This window comes from Williamsia sp. z71 (assembly GCF_059553375.1).
On the sequence record NZ_JCANWX010000002.1, the window covers coordinates 406,342 to 423,309 of the forward strand.

Genomic DNA, 16,968 nt, shown 5'->3' on the forward strand with positions numbered 1-16,968 from the left:
ACGTCGCCCAACTGGCACTGGCGGCAAAACTGAAACACGTTACACTTTTCCCAAGACCGTGATTGCGGTCACTGTTCTGTTCGAAGTTGCTCTCCGGCCCTGGCCGGGTGCGGCGGCTTGTAGGCACCCGTGCGTGCCGCGATTGAGAGGATTCGATGAAGACAAAAGGTGCATTGCTCAGGAACTTCAATGAGAAGTGGGCGATCGAAGAGATCGAGATCGGCGACCCGCGGCCCAGTGAGGTCAAGATCCGGATGGAAGCCGCGGGCATGTGCCACTCCGATCACCATCTGGTGACCGGAGGCATCCCGATGGGTGGGTTCCCCGTGCTCGGCGGGCACGAGGGTGCCGGTGTGATCGAGCAGGTCGGTGAGGGTGTCACCGATTTCGAGGTCGGCGACCACGTGGTGCTGTCCTTCATCCCGTCGTGTGGCAAATGTCCGTCGTGCCGATCGGGCCAGAGCAATCTGTGCGATTTCGGCGCAATGCTCCTCCAGGGCGAGGCGGTGTCGGATCATACGTTCCGAATCCAGACCGCCGCAGGGGAGAACGTCTACCCGATGACCCTGCTCGGCACCTTCTCGCCGTACATGGTGGTGCACGAGACGTCCGTCGTGAAGATCGACCCGTCGATCCCGTTCGAGGTCGCCTGTCTCGTCGGTTGTGGTGTGCCGACCGGGTATGGATCGGCCACTCATAGCGCCAATGTGAAGCCGGGAGAAGACGTCGCGATCATCGGCTGTGGAGGTGTTGGTATCGCTGCGCTCCAGGGCGCAGTGATCTCGGGCGCCCGCAACGTCTTCGCCATCGATCCGGTGGAGTGGAAGCGCGAACAGGCCATGAAGTTCGGCGCGACCCACGCGTTCGCCAGCGTTGAAGAGGCCGCGATGACGATTGCCGAGGTGACTGCCGGAGGCATGGCCAAGAAGGTCATCGTCACCGTCGGTGAAGTGCACGGCAAGGATGTCGACCTGTGGATGGGCATCACGGCCAAGGCCGGCACCTGCGTGCTGACCGGTATGGGCAACATGATGGAGACCGAGGTGACGCTCAACCTCGCGATGCTGACCCTGCTCCAGAAGAATCTGCAGGGGAGCATCTTCGGTGGTGGTAGCCCGAAGATCGATATCCCGCAGCTGCTCTCGCTGTACAAGATGGGCAAGCTCAACCTCGACGACATGGTCACGCGGCAGTACCGCCTCGATCAGATCAATGAGGGCTACCAGGACATGCTGGACGGCAAGAACATTCGCGGCGTGATTCGTTTCACCGACGAGGACCGCACCGTCTGATCGCTCGGCTTTGAGATGGCCACGGGCCGGTGAGTGGCAACAACCACTCACCGGCCCGAGTCAGTTGCCGCGCACGCACCCGGCGTGATGGCATGGGCACCATGCTCAAACAACTCGACAGCTGGCCCGTGGATCACGTCTCGGCAGCGGTGGTGTCCGGTGGACAGGTGATCGAACAACACGGTGACACCACGCAGGTGTTCGCGCTCGCGTCGGTCACCAAACTGCTTGCGGCGCACGCGGCGCTGGTCGCGGTCGAGGAGGGGGCGGTCGAACTCGACCAGCCGGCCGGCCCGCCCGGCTCCACTGTGCGGCATCTGCTGACGCACGCCTCGGGCCTGGACTTCGGCACCCGCGAAGTGGTTGCCGGGGTGGGGGAGCAGCGCATCTACTCGAGCGCCGGTTTCGAGGTGATGGCCGAGCTGATCGAAACCGAGGCCGACATCGCTTTCCCGGAATATCTCGAGCAGGCCGTCTGTGAACCCCTCGGGATGACCTCGACCGGCCTGGCGGGTTCGGCCGGTCACGGCGCGCGTTCCACGGTCGCGGACCTGGCCGCGTTCGCCGCGGAACTGCTCGCACCCGAGCTGGTCTCCGCGGATCTGTTCCGCGAGGCGACATCGGTGCAGTTCCCGGGCCTGGACGGATTCGTCCCGGGATACGGCAAGCACCGCCCCTGCGACTGGGGACTGGGTTACGAGCTGCGGTCGCACAAGAGCCCGCACTGGACGGGGAGCCGGAACAGCCCGGAGACCTTTGGTCACTTCGGTCAGTCGGGGACGTTCCTGTGGGTGGACCCGGCGCTGTCGGCGGCATGCGTGGTTCTCACCGATCGGGCCTTCGGTGCCTGGGCGAAACCGCTGTGGAGCGAGTTCAACGATTCCCTGGTGTCAGTTCTTTCCGATTGAAAACTATTTTCACTCAATACCCATGGGACACTAGCGCAACACGGGTCACATGAGGCACAATAAATAACAAGTGTGTGGTATCTACCGTGGTTTCGCCAGGCGTTGGGGAAGACGTTCCTCGTCGAAACCGGAGGTGGAAAGTGCGCAACCTTAATCAGTTTGCGGACGTAACGGCAGGTGTGGTTTTTATACATTCCGCACCGGTCGCGTTGTGCCCGCATGTCGAGTGGGCGCTCTCGTCGACTCTTGATGCCCGCGCGAATCTGAAGTGGTCGGCACAGGAAGCCAGCCCAGGTCTGCAGCGGGCCACCGTCGATTGGCAGGGACCGGTGGGTACCGGTGCGCGCCTGGCCAACGCTCTGCGCGAGTGGTCGGCCCTGCGTTTCGAGATCACCGAGAACGCCAGCGAGGGTGTGGACGGCGAACGGTTCTGCTTCGTCCCCGGACTCGGTCTGTGGCGGGGGTCGATGAGCGCCAACGGTGACGTGATCGTCGGTGAGTTGCAGTTGCGCTCACTGATGGCATCGCATGCCGACGGGATGGAACTCGCCGGTGCGCTCGATGCCGCGCTGGGCACGGCCTGGGATGAGGCGTTGGAGCCCTTCCGCATGGGTGGCGCGGGCGCCGAGGTCACCTGGTTGCACCAGCGCGTCGGCTGATCCGCACAACGCCGGCACACGACACCATCACGAAAGCGGGCCCGGACTTTTCAGTCCGGGCCCGCTTTCATGTGTCTTTGTCAGATCATCGCGTCAGATCACCGCGTCAGATCACAAGGGGATGTTCTTGTGGCGTCCGCGGCGAGCCGGTGCCGAAGCGAGTGCCTCGGCGATGATGCTGCGGGTCTTGGCCGGGTCGATGATCTCGTCGACCACGCCGATCGACTGCGCACGGCCAACGCCACCGGCGATGGCTTCGTGCTCGACAGCCAGGCGATCGTGCAGTGCCTCGCGCTCGTCGTCGGGTGCGGCGGCCAGTGCCTTCTTGTGCAGGATGCCGACCGCGGCCTTGGCGCCCATCACGGCGACCTCGGAACCGGGCCACGCGAAGACTGCCGTGGCGCCCAGGGCCCGCGAGTTCATCGCGATGTAGGCGCCACCGTAGATCTTGCGGGTGACCAGGGTGACGCGGGGGACCGAGCATTCGGCGAACGCGTGCAGCAGCTTGGCGCCGCGACGCACAACGCCGTCCCATTCCTGGCCGACACCGGGCAGGTAGCCCGGGACGTCGGTCATCACGATCAGCGGAACGCCGAACGCGTCACAGAGACGGACGAACCGAGCGGCCTTCTCAGCACTCTCGGAGTTGAGGCAGCCACCCATGCGCAGCGGGTTGTTGGCGATGACGCCGACACTGCGTCCGGAGAGCCTGCCGAAACCGATCGTGATGTTCGGTGCCCACTTTGCCTGCAGCTCTTCGAAACTCGAGATCTCGGTTTCGCCGTCCGCAGCCACGTCCGTGTCGAGCAGGGCCCGCACGATCGGATGGACGTCGTATGCACGACGGTTCGATTCGGGCATCAGGGCCCGCAGGTCGGTATCGCCGGCCTCGGCCTTCTGCCGACTGAAATGTCCCTGCTGACCGAAGGTTCCGATCAGGCGACGGGCACGCCAGTAGGCGTCGGGTTCGGAGTCTGCGGTGATGTGCGAGACGCCCGACTTCTTGCCGTGGGTGAGCGGCCCGCCGAGCGACTCCATGTCGACGACCTCGCCGGTGACGCTCTTGACGACGTCCGGGCCGGTGACGAACACGCGGCCGGCCGGCGCCATGATGACGACGTCGGTCAGTGCCGGGCCGTAGGCCGCGCCGCCGGCGGCGAAGCCGACGACGATCGAGATCTGCGGGATGTATCCGGACGCCCGGACCATCGCCTCGAACACCTGGCCGACGGCATGAAGGGCTTCGACGCCCTCGGCCAGTCGGGCACCACCGGAATGCCAGATCCCGACAACCGGGGCCTGCTCGGCGATGGCGGTATCGATGGAGTTGACGATGTGCTTGCAGCCCACCACCCCCATGGCCCCGCCCATTACGGTGCCGTCGGTGCAGTAGGCGACGGTGCGGACACCGTTCACCCGCCCGACGGCGGCCTGCACACCCGACTTGTCGCGGGGGTGCAGCAACGACATGGATGCTTCGTCGAAGAAATTGGTCAACCGCAGCAAGGGATCCCGAGGATCAATGGATTCCTCTTGCTGTGTGATCGGGGCCATGGTGGTCATGAGTCTCCTTAGATCTTCAGCGCCCGCCAGAGAACTGGCTCAGGGGCGGTGGGTTCAGTAGCGCCCAAAGGCGAGCGCAACGTTGTGCCCACCGAATCCGAACGAGTTGTTGATGGCGTAGTCGATCTGTCCGTAACGGGGCTCGCCGTGAACGACGTCGATGTCACACTCGGGATCCTGATTGTCGAGATTGAGCGTCGGAGGAATGACACCCTCCTCAACGGCCTTGACCGTCAGGATCGACTCCAGCGCACCCACTGCGCCGATGGAATGCCCGAGGGCAGACTTCGGTGCGTACACCGCTGCGTGGTTGCCCACCGCGATGTTGATCGCCAGGGCCTCGGCGGTGTCACCGACCGACGTGGACGTGGCGTGCGCGTTCACGTGCGTGATGTCGGACTTGCCGAGTCCTGCGGTCTGGAGTGCGCGCGTCATCGCGCGAGCGGCGCCGGTGCCCTCCGGATCAGGTGCGACCAGGTGATACCCATCGGAGGTGATCCCGGCACCGAGTAGCCGCGCATGGATGTGCGCGCCCCGGGCGATGGCGTGATCTTCGCGTTCGATGACCATCATGGCCGCGGCCTCACCGAAGACGAAGCCGTCCCGGTCCTTGTCGAACGGACGAGACGCAGACGCCGGATCCTCATTGCGGGTGCTCATCGCACGCATCATCGCGAAGCTGGCGATGGGCACCGAGTCGATATGACCCTCCACGCCACCGGTGACGACCATGTCGGCGTCACCCATGACGATCTGACGCCAGGCGTGCGCGATCGCTTCGGAACCCGAGGAGCAGGCCGAGACGGGTGTGATCACACCGGCCTTGGCGCCGATCTCGAGTCCGACCACCGCGGCCGGGCCGTTGGGCATGGCCATCGGTACGGCGAGCGGGGAGACCTTGCGGTAGTTGCCGGTGGTGTGCATCGAGTTGTAGGCCTCGATGAGCGCGTCAGCGCCGCCCTGGCCGGTACCGATGACAACGCCGAGGCGCTCTTTGTCGACATCGGGTTCGCCGGCCTGGGCCCACAGACGCTTACCCATGACATAGGCGACCCGCTCGACGTAGGCCATGCGACGGGCCTGGACCCGTGAGACCTCCGTCGACGGATCCTTCACCAGACGCCCACCGAACCGGACGGGAAGCTCGTACTCCTCGACCCAGTCATCGGTGAGGGTTTTGATGCCACTCTCTCCGGCGAGAAGACCCTTCCACGTCGAATCGAGGTCTTCGCCGATGGAGGTGGTCGCGACCATGGAGGTCACAACCACGTTCGGGAAATTCCCGCCGAGGGTGGAGTAATCGCGAAGAGAGTTAGTCACAGTCTGTCACTCACCGGTGTTCTTGTCGGAGTCGAGCTTTGCGCGGATGGCGTCGGCGGCATCGGCGTTCTCGGCTTCGAGCTTCTGGATGTAGTTGACGGCGTCACCGACGGTGCGCAGTCCGGCGAGATCCTCATCGGGGATCTTGACGCCGTACTTGTCTTCGGTCTGCACTGCGATTTCGACCATCGACAGAGAATCGATATCGAGGTCGTCGACGAACGACTTCTCCACAGTCACCTCAGAGGGTTCAATGCCGGTGACCTCCTCGATGATCTCAGCGAGTCCGGCAATGATTTCTTCCTGGGCGGCGGCCACTGTGTGGCTCCCTTCATATTCGTGTTGCGAGTGTTTTCCGGAGAACAGTGCTGATGCGCTGCTTTGGACGGATGTGGCGAGCAACTGTGCTCTCCTACATCTCCCGGGGACGACGGCACAGGCGTGCCGCCGTCGCTATCCAAGTTCGGTGATGCCCGCGAGGTCGTCGGGGGTCTTGAGCGCGAGGGTCGGTGTTCCCTTCAGCTCACGCTTCGCGATGCCGGCAAGTGTTCCGGCTGGGGGCAGCTCGATCAATCCGGTGGTGGAGAGCTCGCGCATGGTCTGCGAGCACAGGTCCCACCGCACGGGCCGGGTGACCTGAGCAACGAGTTTATCGAGTGCGTCACGGCCGTCCTTGACCGGTGCCCCGTCGGAGTTGGAGAGCAGCGGTCGGGTCGGCTGTGACGGCGTGATGCCGGCTGCGGCACGTGCCACGGCGTCCTGGGCCGGAGCCATGTACCGCGTGTGGAATGCGCCGGCGACGGCGAGCTTGCGGATACGGGCCTTCTCCGGCGGGTTGGCGATCAATTCATCGATCGCGTCTACGGCTCCGGCGGCCACGATCTGCCCGGCCGCGTTGCGGTTGGCGGGAACCAGATCGAGTTCTTCGAGGCGGGCCAGCACGGTTGCCTCATCGCCACCGAGGACGGCGGCCATGGTGGTGGGCTCGAGGGCGCAGGCCTTGGCCATCTCGGCTCCGCGGATCGCGGCCAGTGACACGGCCTCATCGGCGGTCAGCACGCCGGCGATGGCGGCGGCGGCCAACTCTCCGACGGAATGGCCGGCGACCAGGGTGTCCGAGGGCAACGCAGAGCGCTTGCTGATCTCCTCGTAGGCGAGCAGTGCCGAGACCACAACCAGCGGCTGTGTGACTGCGGTGTCGGTGATCTCGTCGGCCGTGGCGGTGGTTCCGAGGCGTTCGATGTCAAGGCTCGTCAGCTTCGACCAGGACGCAACCTGGTCGCGTGCGCCGGGCAGCTCAAGCCAAGGCGTGAGCATTCCGACGGTCTGAGAGCCCTGTCCGGGCGCAAGCAAGGTGAGCACCTGATCAGAGAACACCCTATTCGCCCTCGATGAAGGTGCTGGACGCAATGAACCTTCGGCGACGCCTTTGTGGGAACTCCACAAAAGTGCACAACAGCGTGCCTGCATCGTCACCTCACCGATATCCGTTACATCGATGTGAATTGATGCACAACCGTAGTTTTTACTCGTTCGAACCTGTGGCTGGTGTGACTGTAGGGAAAATTGTGCGCATGTCGTGTCTGACCCGTGCCAATCTGCCCACAGTTGTTGCGACTCTCAGAACGTAAGCATCACGGGGGTTCATCGGATCGCGACCAGTAATGTCCGAAATTCTTTTTAGTCGATATCTCACAGTATTGGGATGAACGAATAGTTGACGCGCACACGACTCGACGGATCCTCCGGAATCGAGGTAGGCGTCAAGGGTGGCGGTCAGGGTGTCACCGCCCTTGGCGAGTGGCTTGACCAGAGCATCGCTCAATGTGGTCATCGCGGCCTGATCGCCGAGCAGTGCGCGTTCGGGCAGGAGCTCGAGGGAGTGAACGGGACGGGGCGCACTGGGCCAACCGGCCACCGCCTCGATGCCGGCCAGGGCGTCGATGGCACTGGCGTGGGCGGCCCCCAGGTTGGGCCTGGTGGGACCGATGACCACCGGGCCGTCGGCGAAAAGGAGGAGCAGATCGGTGATGAAAGGGTCGTCCAGCGGCACCGGGCCGCTGACGATCGCGACGAGGAGACTGCCCTGAACCACCGATAGTGCGGCGCGGCCGTGTTGACGTGCGGTGTTGTGCACGGCCAGGGGTACCGAGACGTTCCGCTCGGGTGGCGGCATCCCCACGACGACGGTGGCGGTGGCCTCGGTGTCCCAGTTGAGTGCCGCCGCCCGGGACAGCAGGGTCGGGCCGGTGTCACCGCGGACCACGGCGTCGACGACCAGCGCCTCGAGTCGAGAGTCCCAGGCGCCGCGGGATTCGGCGGCGGATGCATAGATCGAGGCGGCGGCGAACCCGATCTCACGGCCGTAGCGCAGGACGGCCTCGGTCAGGGCGCGGAGCTGGGCGTCGTTGCGGGCCAGAAGTGGCAGCCACTTCTCGAAGAACTCCATCGCCACGCGGACCATCTCGACGGTCTGCAGCAGGCTGATCCGGCGGGCGAGGTCCTGGGGGACCACCTGGAAGGCCTGCACCGTGAACTTGACGTTGCCCTCGGGATCCTGGAGCCATTCGACAAAGTTCACCACCGCGGTCTGGACCACGAGCTGGACACTGGCCCGTTGACCCGCCTCGAGATCCTCGAAATAGGGCAACTGTTCCTGCATCGAGTGAACGGCTTCGGTGGCCAGTCGTCCGCTGTACTGCTTCACCCGGCGGAGCAGGGTGTCCGGCAGGGCGTCGTGAACATTCGCCGGTGCCGGGACGTGGGCGCCACGCGGGCCGAAGAGATCGCCTACGGGCTGATCACCCGTACGGGACTCAGTCATGGCTTCAATCTATGTCAGAGGCGCGCCCGATTGGGAAACATGACGACCGCAACCGCCGACCGCCCACCCGTCGGGTGACGGATGGGCGGTCGGTGGGGGGGTGCGGAACGATCAGGCGCCGGGACCCGGATCGCTGGTCTGCTTCGGAGCAGCCAGTACATCTTCGATCTGATACTTCTCGGCAGCCTCGGCGGCAACCTTGATGTCGATATGGCCGTCGCGCGCCAGTGCCGAGAGGACACCGACCGCGATGGACTCACCATCGACGTTGAAGTAGCGGCGAGCGGCCGGTCGGGTGTCGGAGAATCCGAAACCGTCGGTTCCCAGGGTGAGGTACGTGCCCGGGACCCAGGCACGGATCAGTTCCGGCACACCCCGCATGTAGTCGGTCGCCGCAACGAACGGTCCGTCGGTATCGGCAAGGACCTCCGTGGCGAAGGGTTGCGGATGACTGCCGGCAGGTTCACGCAACGCTGCTTTCTCGTACTCGACCCCGTCCCGGGCCAGCTCGCCCCACGACGTCACCGAGTAGATGCTCGCCCCGACGTTCCACTCGTCGGCCAGCAACTGCTGTGCCTTCAGAGCGCTCGGCATCGTGACACCCGAGACCAGGATGTTGGCCGGGTACTGCTTGCCCTCGGGGGCATCGGCGAACTTGTAGATGCCCTTGAGAAGGCCTGCGATATCAAGGTTTTCGGGCTGCGCAGGCTGGGTGATCGGCTCGTTGTAGATGGTGATGTAGTAGAAGATGTTCTCGGGATCTTCGCCGTACATCCGCCGCAGGCCGTCGGAGATGATGTGTGCCAGCTCGTAACCGAACGCGGGGTCGTAGGCCACCGCCGCCGGGTTGGTCGAGGCCAGCACCAGTGAATGACCGTCGGCGTGCTGCAGACCCTCACCGGTCAGGGTGGTGCGACCGGCAGTGGCGCCGAGCACGAATCCGCGGGCCATCTGGTCCGCGGCGGCCCACAGGCCGTCGCCCGTGCGCTGGAACCCGAACATCGAATAGAAGATGTACAGCGGGATCATCGGCTCATCGTGGGTGGCATACGAGGTACCGACCGCGGTGAACGACGCCGTGGATCCGGCTTCGTTGATGCCCTCGTGCAGGATCTGGCCCTCGGGGCTCTCCTTGTAGGCGAGCATCAGTTCGGCGTCGACCGAGGTGTACAGCTGGCCGTTGCGGTTGTAGATCTTGAGCGTCGGGAACCAGGAGTCCATCCCGAACGTACGGGCCTCGTCCGGAATGATCGGCACGAGTCGCTTGCCGATCTCCTTGTCGCGCATCAATTCTTTGAAGATGCGCACGATGGCCATCGTCGTGGCGACCTGCTGCTTGCCCGAACCCTTGGCCGCGAGTTTGATGGCGCCGCTGGTGTCGGGCTTGAGCACCTTGCTCTTGGTGCGCCGCGCAGGCAGGAACCCGCCCAGTTGCTTGCGGCGATCGAGCATGTACTGGATCTCGGGGGAGTCGGCCCCGGGGTGGTAGTACGGCGGCAGGTACGGGTCTTTTTCGAGCTCGGCATCGCTGATCGGGATGCGGGTGCTGTCCCGGAAGTCCTTGAGATCGTCGAGTGTCAGCTTCTTCATCTGGTGCGTGGCGTTGCGGCCCTCGAAGTGCTTGCCGAGCGTGTAGCCCTTGATCGTGTGGGCCAGGATGACCGTCGGCTGTCCCTTGTGGGCCAGTGCCGATGCGTACGCCGCATGCACCTTGCGGTAGTCGTGACCACCGCGCTTGAGGCGCCAGATCTCGGCGTCGCTGAGGTCTTTGACGAGCTCCTTGGTGCGCGGATCGCGCCCGAAGAAGTGCTCGCGCACGAATGCGCCGTCGTTGGCCTTGTAGGTCTGGTAGTCGCCGTCGGGGGTGCTGTTCATCAGATTGACCAGCGCACCGTCGCGGTCCTTCTGAAGCAGCGAGTCCCACTCGCGGCCCCAGATCACCTTGATGACGTTCCAACCGGCACCGCGGAAGAACGACTCGAGTTCCTGGATGATCTTGCCGTTGCCACGGACCGGGCCGTCGAGACGCTGCAGGTTGCAGTTCACCACGAACGTCAGGTTGTCCAGACCCTCGGTGGCCGCGACATGCGCCAGGCCGCGCGACTCGGGTTCGTCCATCTCACCGTCGCCGAGGAATGCCCAGACGTGCTGATCCTCTGTGTTCTTGATACCCCGGTCGTTCAGGTAGTGGTTGAAGCGCGCCTGGTAGATGGCGTTCATGGGACCCAGGCCCATGGAAACCGTTGGGAATTGCCAGAAATCGGGCATCAAGCGTGGATGCGGGTACGACGGCAGGCCGCCGCCGGCGTGGGAATGCTCCTGGCGGAAGCCGTCCATGCGGGATTCGTCGATGCGGCCTTCGAGGAAGGCGCGGGCGTAGATACCGGGGGAGGCGTGGCCCTGGATGAAGATCTGGTCGCCGCCACCGGGGTGGTCCTGGCCGCGGAAGAAGTGGTTGAAGCCGACCTCGTACAGCGCCGCGGACGACGCGTAGGTGGAGATGTGCCCGCCGACGCCGACGCCGGGACGCTGGGCGCGGTGCACCATGACCGCGGCGTTCCACCGGATGAATGAGCGGAAGCGGCGCTCGACCTCTTCGTCGCCCGGGAACCAGGGTTCGTTCTCGGTCGGGATCGTATTGACGTAGTCGGTGGAGGTGAGCGCCGGAATCGACACCCGTTTCTCGCCGGCGCGTTCGAGCAGACGCAGCAGGAGATACCGTGCGCGGCCGGGCCCGGCGTGCTCGAGGAGACCATCGAATGAATCGAGCCATTCATCGGTCTCGGTCGGGTCGATGTCGGGCAGGTACGACGCGACACCTTCCCGGATCACCCGAACACGGGCCTGATTCTTTGGGGCGTTACTGCTGTCAGTCACTGCGTGCTCTTTCTCCTCGAGTCACTCGGCAGCGGTGGCCGCCGTCAACGGGATTGACCCGCCGGAACCGGGGTGTGGTTTCGACGTTGTCTTAATCGTGCCGCAACTGATGAGTAAAGGCACCGGTGCGCGGCAAAGTAACCCTACCCACGGGCGTTTCGTCGCCTTATTGCGCGCACGTCGGGCAGTATCTGGTCTGTGAGAGTTTGGGGTGTGGCCGTCTGTGCGGTTGTCGGGTTGGGCGTGACCGGGTGCGCGGCCACGATCGACGGCGCGAGTTCTGTCGACGGGCGCCAGGTGTCGGCGTACCGGAGTGAGCAGTCAGTGGCAGCGGCGCAGTCACGGGCCGCCGACTCGGCGCGGCGCGCGCAAGCCGCCAGAAATCTCACGCTGGAATTGTGCTCGCAGTTCACCACCACCGTGGTGACGATGCTCGGCAACTACAACGACTTCGTGACCAAACTCAATGAAGTGCAGTCGTATTCGGCGATCGGTGGCGCCGCACAGGTCGCGATCGATCAGCTCAACGCCGGTGAGCAGGTGATCAAGGCCAAATTGGTGCCTGACGTCGACGCTTCGTTGAGCCGACTTGTCAGCGCATTTTTCGTCCGGAACCAGGAGCTGGTGCGGGCGATAGAGGGCCAAAATCAGTCCGGCCTCAACGAACCGGCGGGGCAGTGGATCGAGGCGCGGAACAAGGTGGTGGACGTTTGCGGGGGGCTTTCCGATTGAAAAACCGGCATTCGGCTTGCAACTTGGGGGTTTACCCTGTTCGCTTGAGTGATCTAAGTGGGCACGAAACCGTGTTCACCCATTTTTTGACAGGAGGTCGTCGCGTTGGTTGCCGCTTCAGATGGTGATCGCGCCCAGAAGCTGGGAGTGACAGCGGGCATGATCGTGCAGGAGCTGGGGTGGGATGAGGACACCGACGACGACCTGCGCGGCCTCATCGAAGACACCATCGACGCTGAGATGGTCGATGAGGATTCGGACGAGGTCGTCGACATGGTCGTGCTGTGGTGGCGCGACGGTGACGGGGACCTGGTCGATACATTGATGGACGCCATCGGACCACTTGCCGATGACGGATTCGTCTGGGTGTTGTCGCCGAAAACCGGCAACGAGGGATACGTCGACCCCACCGAGGTCGCCGAGGCCGCCCCGACAGCAGGTCTCACCCAGACCAGCGCCGTGAGTTTCGGCGAATGGCTGGGATCGCGCTTGGTCCAACCGAAGACGCGGGTCGGCAAGAGAGCATGACTTCCTCTCTCGGTCGGGAGCTCCAGGTGGGAACCGAGGCTCCCGGCTTCAGCCTGCGTGACCAAAACAATCAAGTGGTCAGTCTCGCCGACTACCACGGCAAGAAGAACGTTCTGCTGGTGTTCTTTCCACTGGCGTTCACCGGAACCTGCGAGGGCGAACTGAGCATGGTCCGGGATCGGCTGCCCCTGTTCTCGAACGAGAATTCCGAGTTCGTCGCCGTATCGGTGGGTAGTTCACCCACGCACAAGGTGTGGTCGTCGGCTCAGGGGTATCTGTTCCCGATCCTGGCGGACTTCTGGCCGCACGGTGAGGTGTCGGAGGCCTATGGCGTCTTGAACCACGACAAGGGCTATCCGAACCGCGGAACGTTCGTCATCGACAAGAACGGGATCATCACTTTTTCGGAGATGATGGATCCCGGTCAGGTCCGTGACCAGTCGCTTTGGGAGAAAGCTCTGGCCACGCTAAATTCTTGAGTGTGTCCGGCACCTTCGGGTGATCGGATGGGCGGCGAGTCCGAATGTTTTCTCTCGCCGTCGCGGCTGGCGAACTCGCCTTCGTTCAGCCGCCTTGCGCGTATAGCTCAGCGGTAGAGCTCTGGTCTTACACACCAGCGGTCGGGGGTTCAAATCCCTCTGCGCGCACCGACATCGAACAATGGACAGGCCTGCTCACAGTTCTCACACCCGCTCGCTCTGTAGCGCGAGCGAATGTGAGGAACGCGAGCGGAGTCAGCTTTCTTCTGTTTTCTGACCGAATCGGCCTTGCACGGTATCGAGGATCGACATCCCCTGTGCGACGACGTTGGTCGCGAGTTCGTTGACACCCTGTGCCCCGTTGAACACGGTCAGATTCGCGCCGGCCAAACCCTTGGACACCGCTTCGACGAGCTCGGGCAGCTGCTCGATCAGCAGCTGGTCGAGTGAGATGCGGTCGTTCTCGGCGGCGGCAGCGGCCTGGATCCTGATGGCGGCGGCCTCGGCCTCGGCCAGGATGCGCGTGCGCTGTGCCTCGGCCTCCGCGGGTTTGATCACCTCGGACAGAAGTTGGCGCTCGCGCAGCTCTGCCGTGGTCTGCGCCAATTTGGTCTGCTCCGTGGTGATCTCCTGGTTCACGCGGGCCTGGGCCAGTGGACCGGCCTGCGCGGCTTCGGCGTTGGCCTTGTCGGTCTGGGATTTGATCTCGGCCCGCTTGAGGGCGGTCTCGCGCTCGTAGTCCGCCTGTGCCCGTGCAGATTTCTGCTGGGCTTCCACAGCTTGCTGCTCGGCAGCTGCCTGGGCGACGGCGGCATCACGCTGCACCCGGGCGACCTCGGGCGCGGCGAGGGACTTGATGTAACCCGAACCGAGATCGTCGATCGACTGGATCTGGAAGGAGTCGACCTTCAGGCCGATCAGGGTCAGCTCACGCTTCGACGCATCGAGGACCTGCCGGGCCAGGGTGTCGCGTTCACGAATGATCTGCTCGACGGTCATGGACCCGACGATGGAGCGCAGGTGGCCCGAAAAGATCTGGCCGGTCAGCTGATTCATCTCGTTTGACTGTTCGGAGATGAATCGTTGTCCGGCATTGACAATGGACTCGGTGTCCGACCCCACCTTGTGTGCGATCACCGCGCGGACCTTGAGTTGGATGCCCTGCGTGGTCACACACGTCTCTTCGATGGCGGCCTCGTGCATCGCCAGGGACAGATAGCTGACGCGGCGGAAGAACGGCATCACCCACTTGCCATGGCCGATGATCACCAGGAATGGTGCATTCTCGTCGTGTGACTTTTTTCCGGAGATGATCATGGCTTCGTCGGGATCGGGCACGTGATAGCCGAGCATCAATCGTCCTGCTTTCAGTTGGTGGTGCTATTTCTGCCGGCGCGCAATCACTTCGGGGACGGAAACCATTTCTCGACAACCAGGCTTCCGTCATCGGTCCGGTCGATCACCAAGATGTCGTCGCCACGGGCGATGTCGACCGACGACGTCGCCACAAACGTTTGACTCGCGCCGCTCACGGTGAGGACCACCTCACCATATCCACCGGCCTCGATCGAAAGGTATGCGGTACCGAGCTTGCCGACCATCGGATCCACGGGGGCCGCGCCCCTTCAGCGGTTCTGGCGCAGTTTGTAGATCTTGATCCCGTTGGCGATCTCGACAAGGATCAGAAGATTTCTGGTGAGCGCGTAATTCTTTGCGGAATCGGTGGTGATCACCGGTCGAATATAGCCGGGGTGCGCACTTCATTCGAGGTGAATTGTGGGGGTGACCCTGACATCTGTGTTCAGCGAATTGGCGATGTAGCACCCGTGGTGGGCCTGTTCGACAATGGCCAGAACCTGATCGGTGTCGGTGCCCGGCGCCACCCGGATGGTGGGTGAGAGATCGATGGTGTCGATGCGAGCCGGCGTGGAAGCGTCGCTCATTGCGCCGCAGGCATCGTCCTCGTAGCCCAGAACATCAATTCCGGCGCGAGCGGCAACGGCGAGGAATGACAGAAGTTGACATGAACTGGCCGCCAGCACAACGAGTTGTTCGGGATTCATCAACTGGTCGTTGCCCCGGAAATGCGGATCGGCACTCAGTCCGATCTCGTCGAGCGCCGGTGGCGTCACGCCCCGGTGGTCGCGCGAATACGCGCGATACCCGCCGCCGGTCGAACCTTCCCAGACGAGGTGTGAGAAATACGTGTGAGTCGCCATGAGTGACAATAACTCTGTCCACGCAGCGTTTTCGGTGGTTCTATCGCCACCTCATCGACCTGGCGATTGTCGCCTTGCCGATTCTGCGGCCGCTGCGGCTGCTGCGCTTGGTCATCTTGATCGGTGTGTTCCAGAAGGTCGTCGGAGGAGTCATTCGAGGACGGGTGATCATCTATACGGTGGCCAGTGCCATTCTGCTCATCTATGTTGCGTCGCTGGCGATCCTGGAGGCCGAGCGGGCACATGCCGACGCGGGCATACAGTCGTTCGGTGAGGCGCTCTGGTGGTCGATCACCACTGTCACGACGGTCGGATATGGCGACTACGCGCCAGTTTCGGCAACCGGCCGGGTCATCGCCGCGCTCTTGATGATCGGCGGGATCAGTCTGATAGGTGTTGTCACCGCTACGTTGGCATCCTGGATTGTTCAGCGAGTTGCCGAAGAGGACACGGCGAACCAGGCGGCGACTGCGGCGCACATAGACCTGCTCCGGAGCGAGGTCGCTGAACTCAAGGCAATGCTGACAACAGCCGGGTCGGTGCCATTGCCGGGCGAGAATGCTCCAGCCGACTCGACTTCTGATCAGGCATTGCGATAACGCTCGGCAGTCTTGATGTGGAAGTCTGCGACGATACGGCATTCCGTGCGTAGTTCCGCGGGAGAGATGATCGTGAAGTCGGCGTCGAATGCGTACAGCCACCGGGCAATCGACGTCAGCGACTTGCCGAAGAGCGCGACCTCGCAGCTGTTGGCATCACCACTCTCGACCTCACCCCAGGCGGAATCGACCATCTCCGCGACCTGTTGGAGGGGGCGGTGGATCCGCACCCGGGCAGTGGACTGCCGGTACACGGACCCGATGCTGGCGGCGATGAACGCGGCGGCACCACCTTCTGGAAGTTCGCGTGGGGTGAACCTGGGGCCGGTCGGGATCTTCGGGGTCAGGCGATCGACGCGGAAGGAACGCCAGTCGTCCCGACCGAGGTCCCAGGCGAGCAGGTACCAGCGTAATCCGCTGCGCACCAAACGATATGGCTCCACTTCGCGGCGGGTTTCGGCGCCGTCGCGGGCACGGTAGTCGAACCGCAGGCGTTCGTGCCGGTGGCAGACCGCCGCCACATCGGACAGCACGGTCGCTTCGACCTGGGATACGGCCGCGTGCATCGGGGTGGCGTCGATCTGGAGGGAATCGAGCCGGTGACGCAGTCGGGACGGCATCACCTGCCGCAACTTCGACATCGCCCGCACCCCGGCTTCGTCGAGCCCGGTGACCGACGCCGTGGCACCGGCTCCGAGCCCGAGGGCCACCGCGAGGACCTCCTGATCGTCGAGGAGCAGCGGAGGCATCTCCGCGCCGGCGCCGAGTTGGTAGCCGCCGCCCACCCCGACCGTGCCGTCCACCGGATAGCCGAGTTCGCGGAGTCGGTCGATGTCGCGCCGGACCGTGCGGGTGGTGATGTTGAGCCGTTCGGCCAAGTCGGCGCCCGACCATTCTTTCCGGGTCTGCAACAGGCTCAGGAGGCGGAGCAGTCGCGCCGACGTGTCCAACATGCGTATCACTTTGCC

16 protein-coding genes, 1 tRNA gene and 1 pseudogene are annotated in these 16,968 nt (G+C 63.9%); 8 read left to right on the forward strand and 10 right to left on the reverse strand.

The window, feature by feature from the left end:
* Positions 1–155: 155 nt before the first annotated feature.
* From AC51GR_RS06065 to AC51GR_RS06075, 3 genes are all read left to right on the forward strand, one after another.
* Complete coding sequence (locus tag AC51GR_RS06065) at positions 156–1,292, forward strand: NDMA-dependent alcohol dehydrogenase (RefSeq protein WP_496323698.1); 1,137 nt, start codon at positions 156–158, stop codon at positions 1,290–1,292.
* A 92-nt stretch (positions 1,293–1,384) separates the two neighbouring features.
* Positions 1,385–2,200, forward strand: a complete 816-nt coding sequence (locus tag AC51GR_RS06070) for a serine hydrolase domain-containing protein (RefSeq protein WP_496323699.1) — start codon at positions 1,385–1,387, stop codon at positions 2,198–2,200.
* 140 nt (positions 2,201–2,340) lie between these two features.
* The gene (locus tag AC51GR_RS06075) at positions 2,341–2,859 is read left to right on the forward strand and encodes a DUF3145 domain-containing protein (protein WP_496323700.1); all 519 of its coding nucleotides are present in this window, start codon (positions 2,341–2,343) and stop codon (positions 2,857–2,859) included.
* 111 nt (positions 2,860–2,970) lie between these two features.
* On the opposite strand, the gene AC51GR_RS06080 is transcribed toward AC51GR_RS06075, so the two are convergent.
* The 6 genes from AC51GR_RS06080 to aceE form a co-directional block, all read right to left on the reverse strand.
* Entirely contained in the window at positions 2,971–4,422 is a 1,452-nt protein-coding gene (locus AC51GR_RS06080; protein WP_495515402.1) for a carboxyl transferase domain-containing protein, read from the reverse strand.
* Between the two features lie 54 nt (positions 4,423–4,476).
* Positions 4,477–5,742 (reverse strand): KasA/KasB family beta-ketoacyl-ACP synthase, encoded by a 1,266-nt coding sequence (locus AC51GR_RS06085; RefSeq protein ID WP_496323701.1) that lies wholly within the window; start codon positions 5,740–5,742, stop codon positions 4,477–4,479.
* Between the two features lie 6 nt (positions 5,743–5,748).
* On the reverse strand, positions 5,749–6,060 hold the full coding sequence (gene acpM / locus AC51GR_RS06090; RefSeq protein ID WP_496323702.1) for a meromycolate extension acyl carrier protein AcpM: 312 nt from the start codon (positions 6,058–6,060) through the stop codon (positions 5,749–5,751).
* 135 nt (positions 6,061–6,195) lie between these two features.
* Complete coding sequence (locus AC51GR_RS06095) at positions 6,196–7,104, reverse strand: ACP S-malonyltransferase (RefSeq protein WP_496324101.1); 909 nt, start codon at positions 7,102–7,104, stop codon at positions 6,196–6,198.
* 163 nt (positions 7,105–7,267) lie between these two features.
* Positions 7,268–8,566, reverse strand: coding sequence for a PucR family transcriptional regulator (locus AC51GR_RS06100; protein ID WP_496323703.1), 1,299 nt, complete (start codon positions 8,564–8,566; stop codon positions 7,268–7,270).
* Positions 8,567–8,677: 111 nt separating this feature from the next.
* On the reverse strand, positions 8,678–11,443 hold the full coding sequence (aceE, locus tag AC51GR_RS06105) for a pyruvate dehydrogenase (acetyl-transferring), homodimeric type (protein ID WP_496323704.1): 2,766 nt from the start codon (positions 11,441–11,443) through the stop codon (positions 8,678–8,680).
* A gap of 198 nt (positions 11,444–11,641) precedes the next feature.
* Here aceE and AC51GR_RS06110 point away from each other — a divergent pair, with 198 nt between their 5' ends.
* The 4 genes from AC51GR_RS06110 to AC51GR_RS06125 all read left to right on the forward strand — a co-directional run bounded on the left by AC51GR_RS06110 (position 11,642) and on the right by AC51GR_RS06125 (position 13,350).
* A complete protein-coding gene (locus AC51GR_RS06110; protein ID WP_496323705.1) occupies positions 11,642–12,175 on the forward strand; it encodes an Rv2240c family protein in 534 nt (177 codons plus the stop codon).
* Between the two features lie 105 nt (positions 12,176–12,280).
* A complete protein-coding gene (locus AC51GR_RS06115; RefSeq protein WP_496323706.1) occupies positions 12,281–12,703 on the forward strand; it encodes a DUF3052 domain-containing protein in 423 nt (140 codons plus the stop codon).
* Positions 12,700–13,182 (forward strand): peroxiredoxin, encoded by a 483-nt coding sequence (locus AC51GR_RS06120; RefSeq protein ID WP_496323707.1) that lies wholly within the window; start codon positions 12,700–12,702, stop codon positions 13,180–13,182. Before AC51GR_RS06115 ends, AC51GR_RS06120 begins: the two co-directional genes overlap by 4 nt.
* Positions 13,183–13,278: 96 nt before the next feature.
* Positions 13,279–13,350 (forward strand) — tRNA-Val (locus tag AC51GR_RS06125).
* Between the two features lie 87 nt (positions 13,351–13,437).
* On the opposite strand, the gene AC51GR_RS06130 is transcribed toward AC51GR_RS06125, so the two are convergent.
* The 3 genes from AC51GR_RS06130 to AC51GR_RS06140 all read right to left on the reverse strand — a co-directional run bounded on the left by AC51GR_RS06130 (position 13,438) and on the right by AC51GR_RS06140 (position 15,401).
* The gene (locus tag AC51GR_RS06130; RefSeq protein WP_496323708.1) at positions 13,438–14,535 is read right to left on the reverse strand and encodes a flotillin family protein; all 1,098 of its coding nucleotides are present in this window, start codon (positions 14,533–14,535) and stop codon (positions 13,438–13,440) included.
* A 47-nt stretch (positions 14,536–14,582) separates the two neighbouring features.
* Positions 14,583–14,783: an NfeD C-terminal domain-containing protein gene (locus AC51GR_RS06135; protein ID WP_496324102.1), complete on the reverse strand. Its 201-nt coding sequence runs from the start codon at positions 14,781–14,783 to the stop codon at positions 14,583–14,585.
* 159 nt (positions 14,784–14,942) lie between these two features.
* Positions 14,943–15,401 carry an OsmC family protein gene (locus tag AC51GR_RS06140; RefSeq protein WP_496323709.1) on the reverse strand — a complete coding sequence of 153 codons (459 nt, stop codon included), beginning with the start codon at positions 15,399–15,401 and terminating at the stop codon, positions 14,943–14,945.
* 23 nt (positions 15,402–15,424) lie between these two features.
* Between AC51GR_RS06140 and AC51GR_RS06145 the strand changes: the two are divergent.
* A pseudogene (locus AC51GR_RS06145) lies at positions 15,425–16,000 on the forward strand (potassium channel family protein); the annotation flags it as partial.
* On the opposite strand, the gene AC51GR_RS06150 reads toward AC51GR_RS06145, so the two are convergent.
* Positions 15,985–16,953, reverse strand: a complete 969-nt coding sequence (locus tag AC51GR_RS06150) for a helix-turn-helix transcriptional regulator (protein ID WP_496323710.1) — start codon at positions 16,951–16,953, stop codon at positions 15,985–15,987. The pseudogene AC51GR_RS06145 and the gene AC51GR_RS06150 sit on opposite strands and share 16 nt — an antisense overlap.
* Positions 16,954–16,968 lie beyond the last annotated feature (15 nt).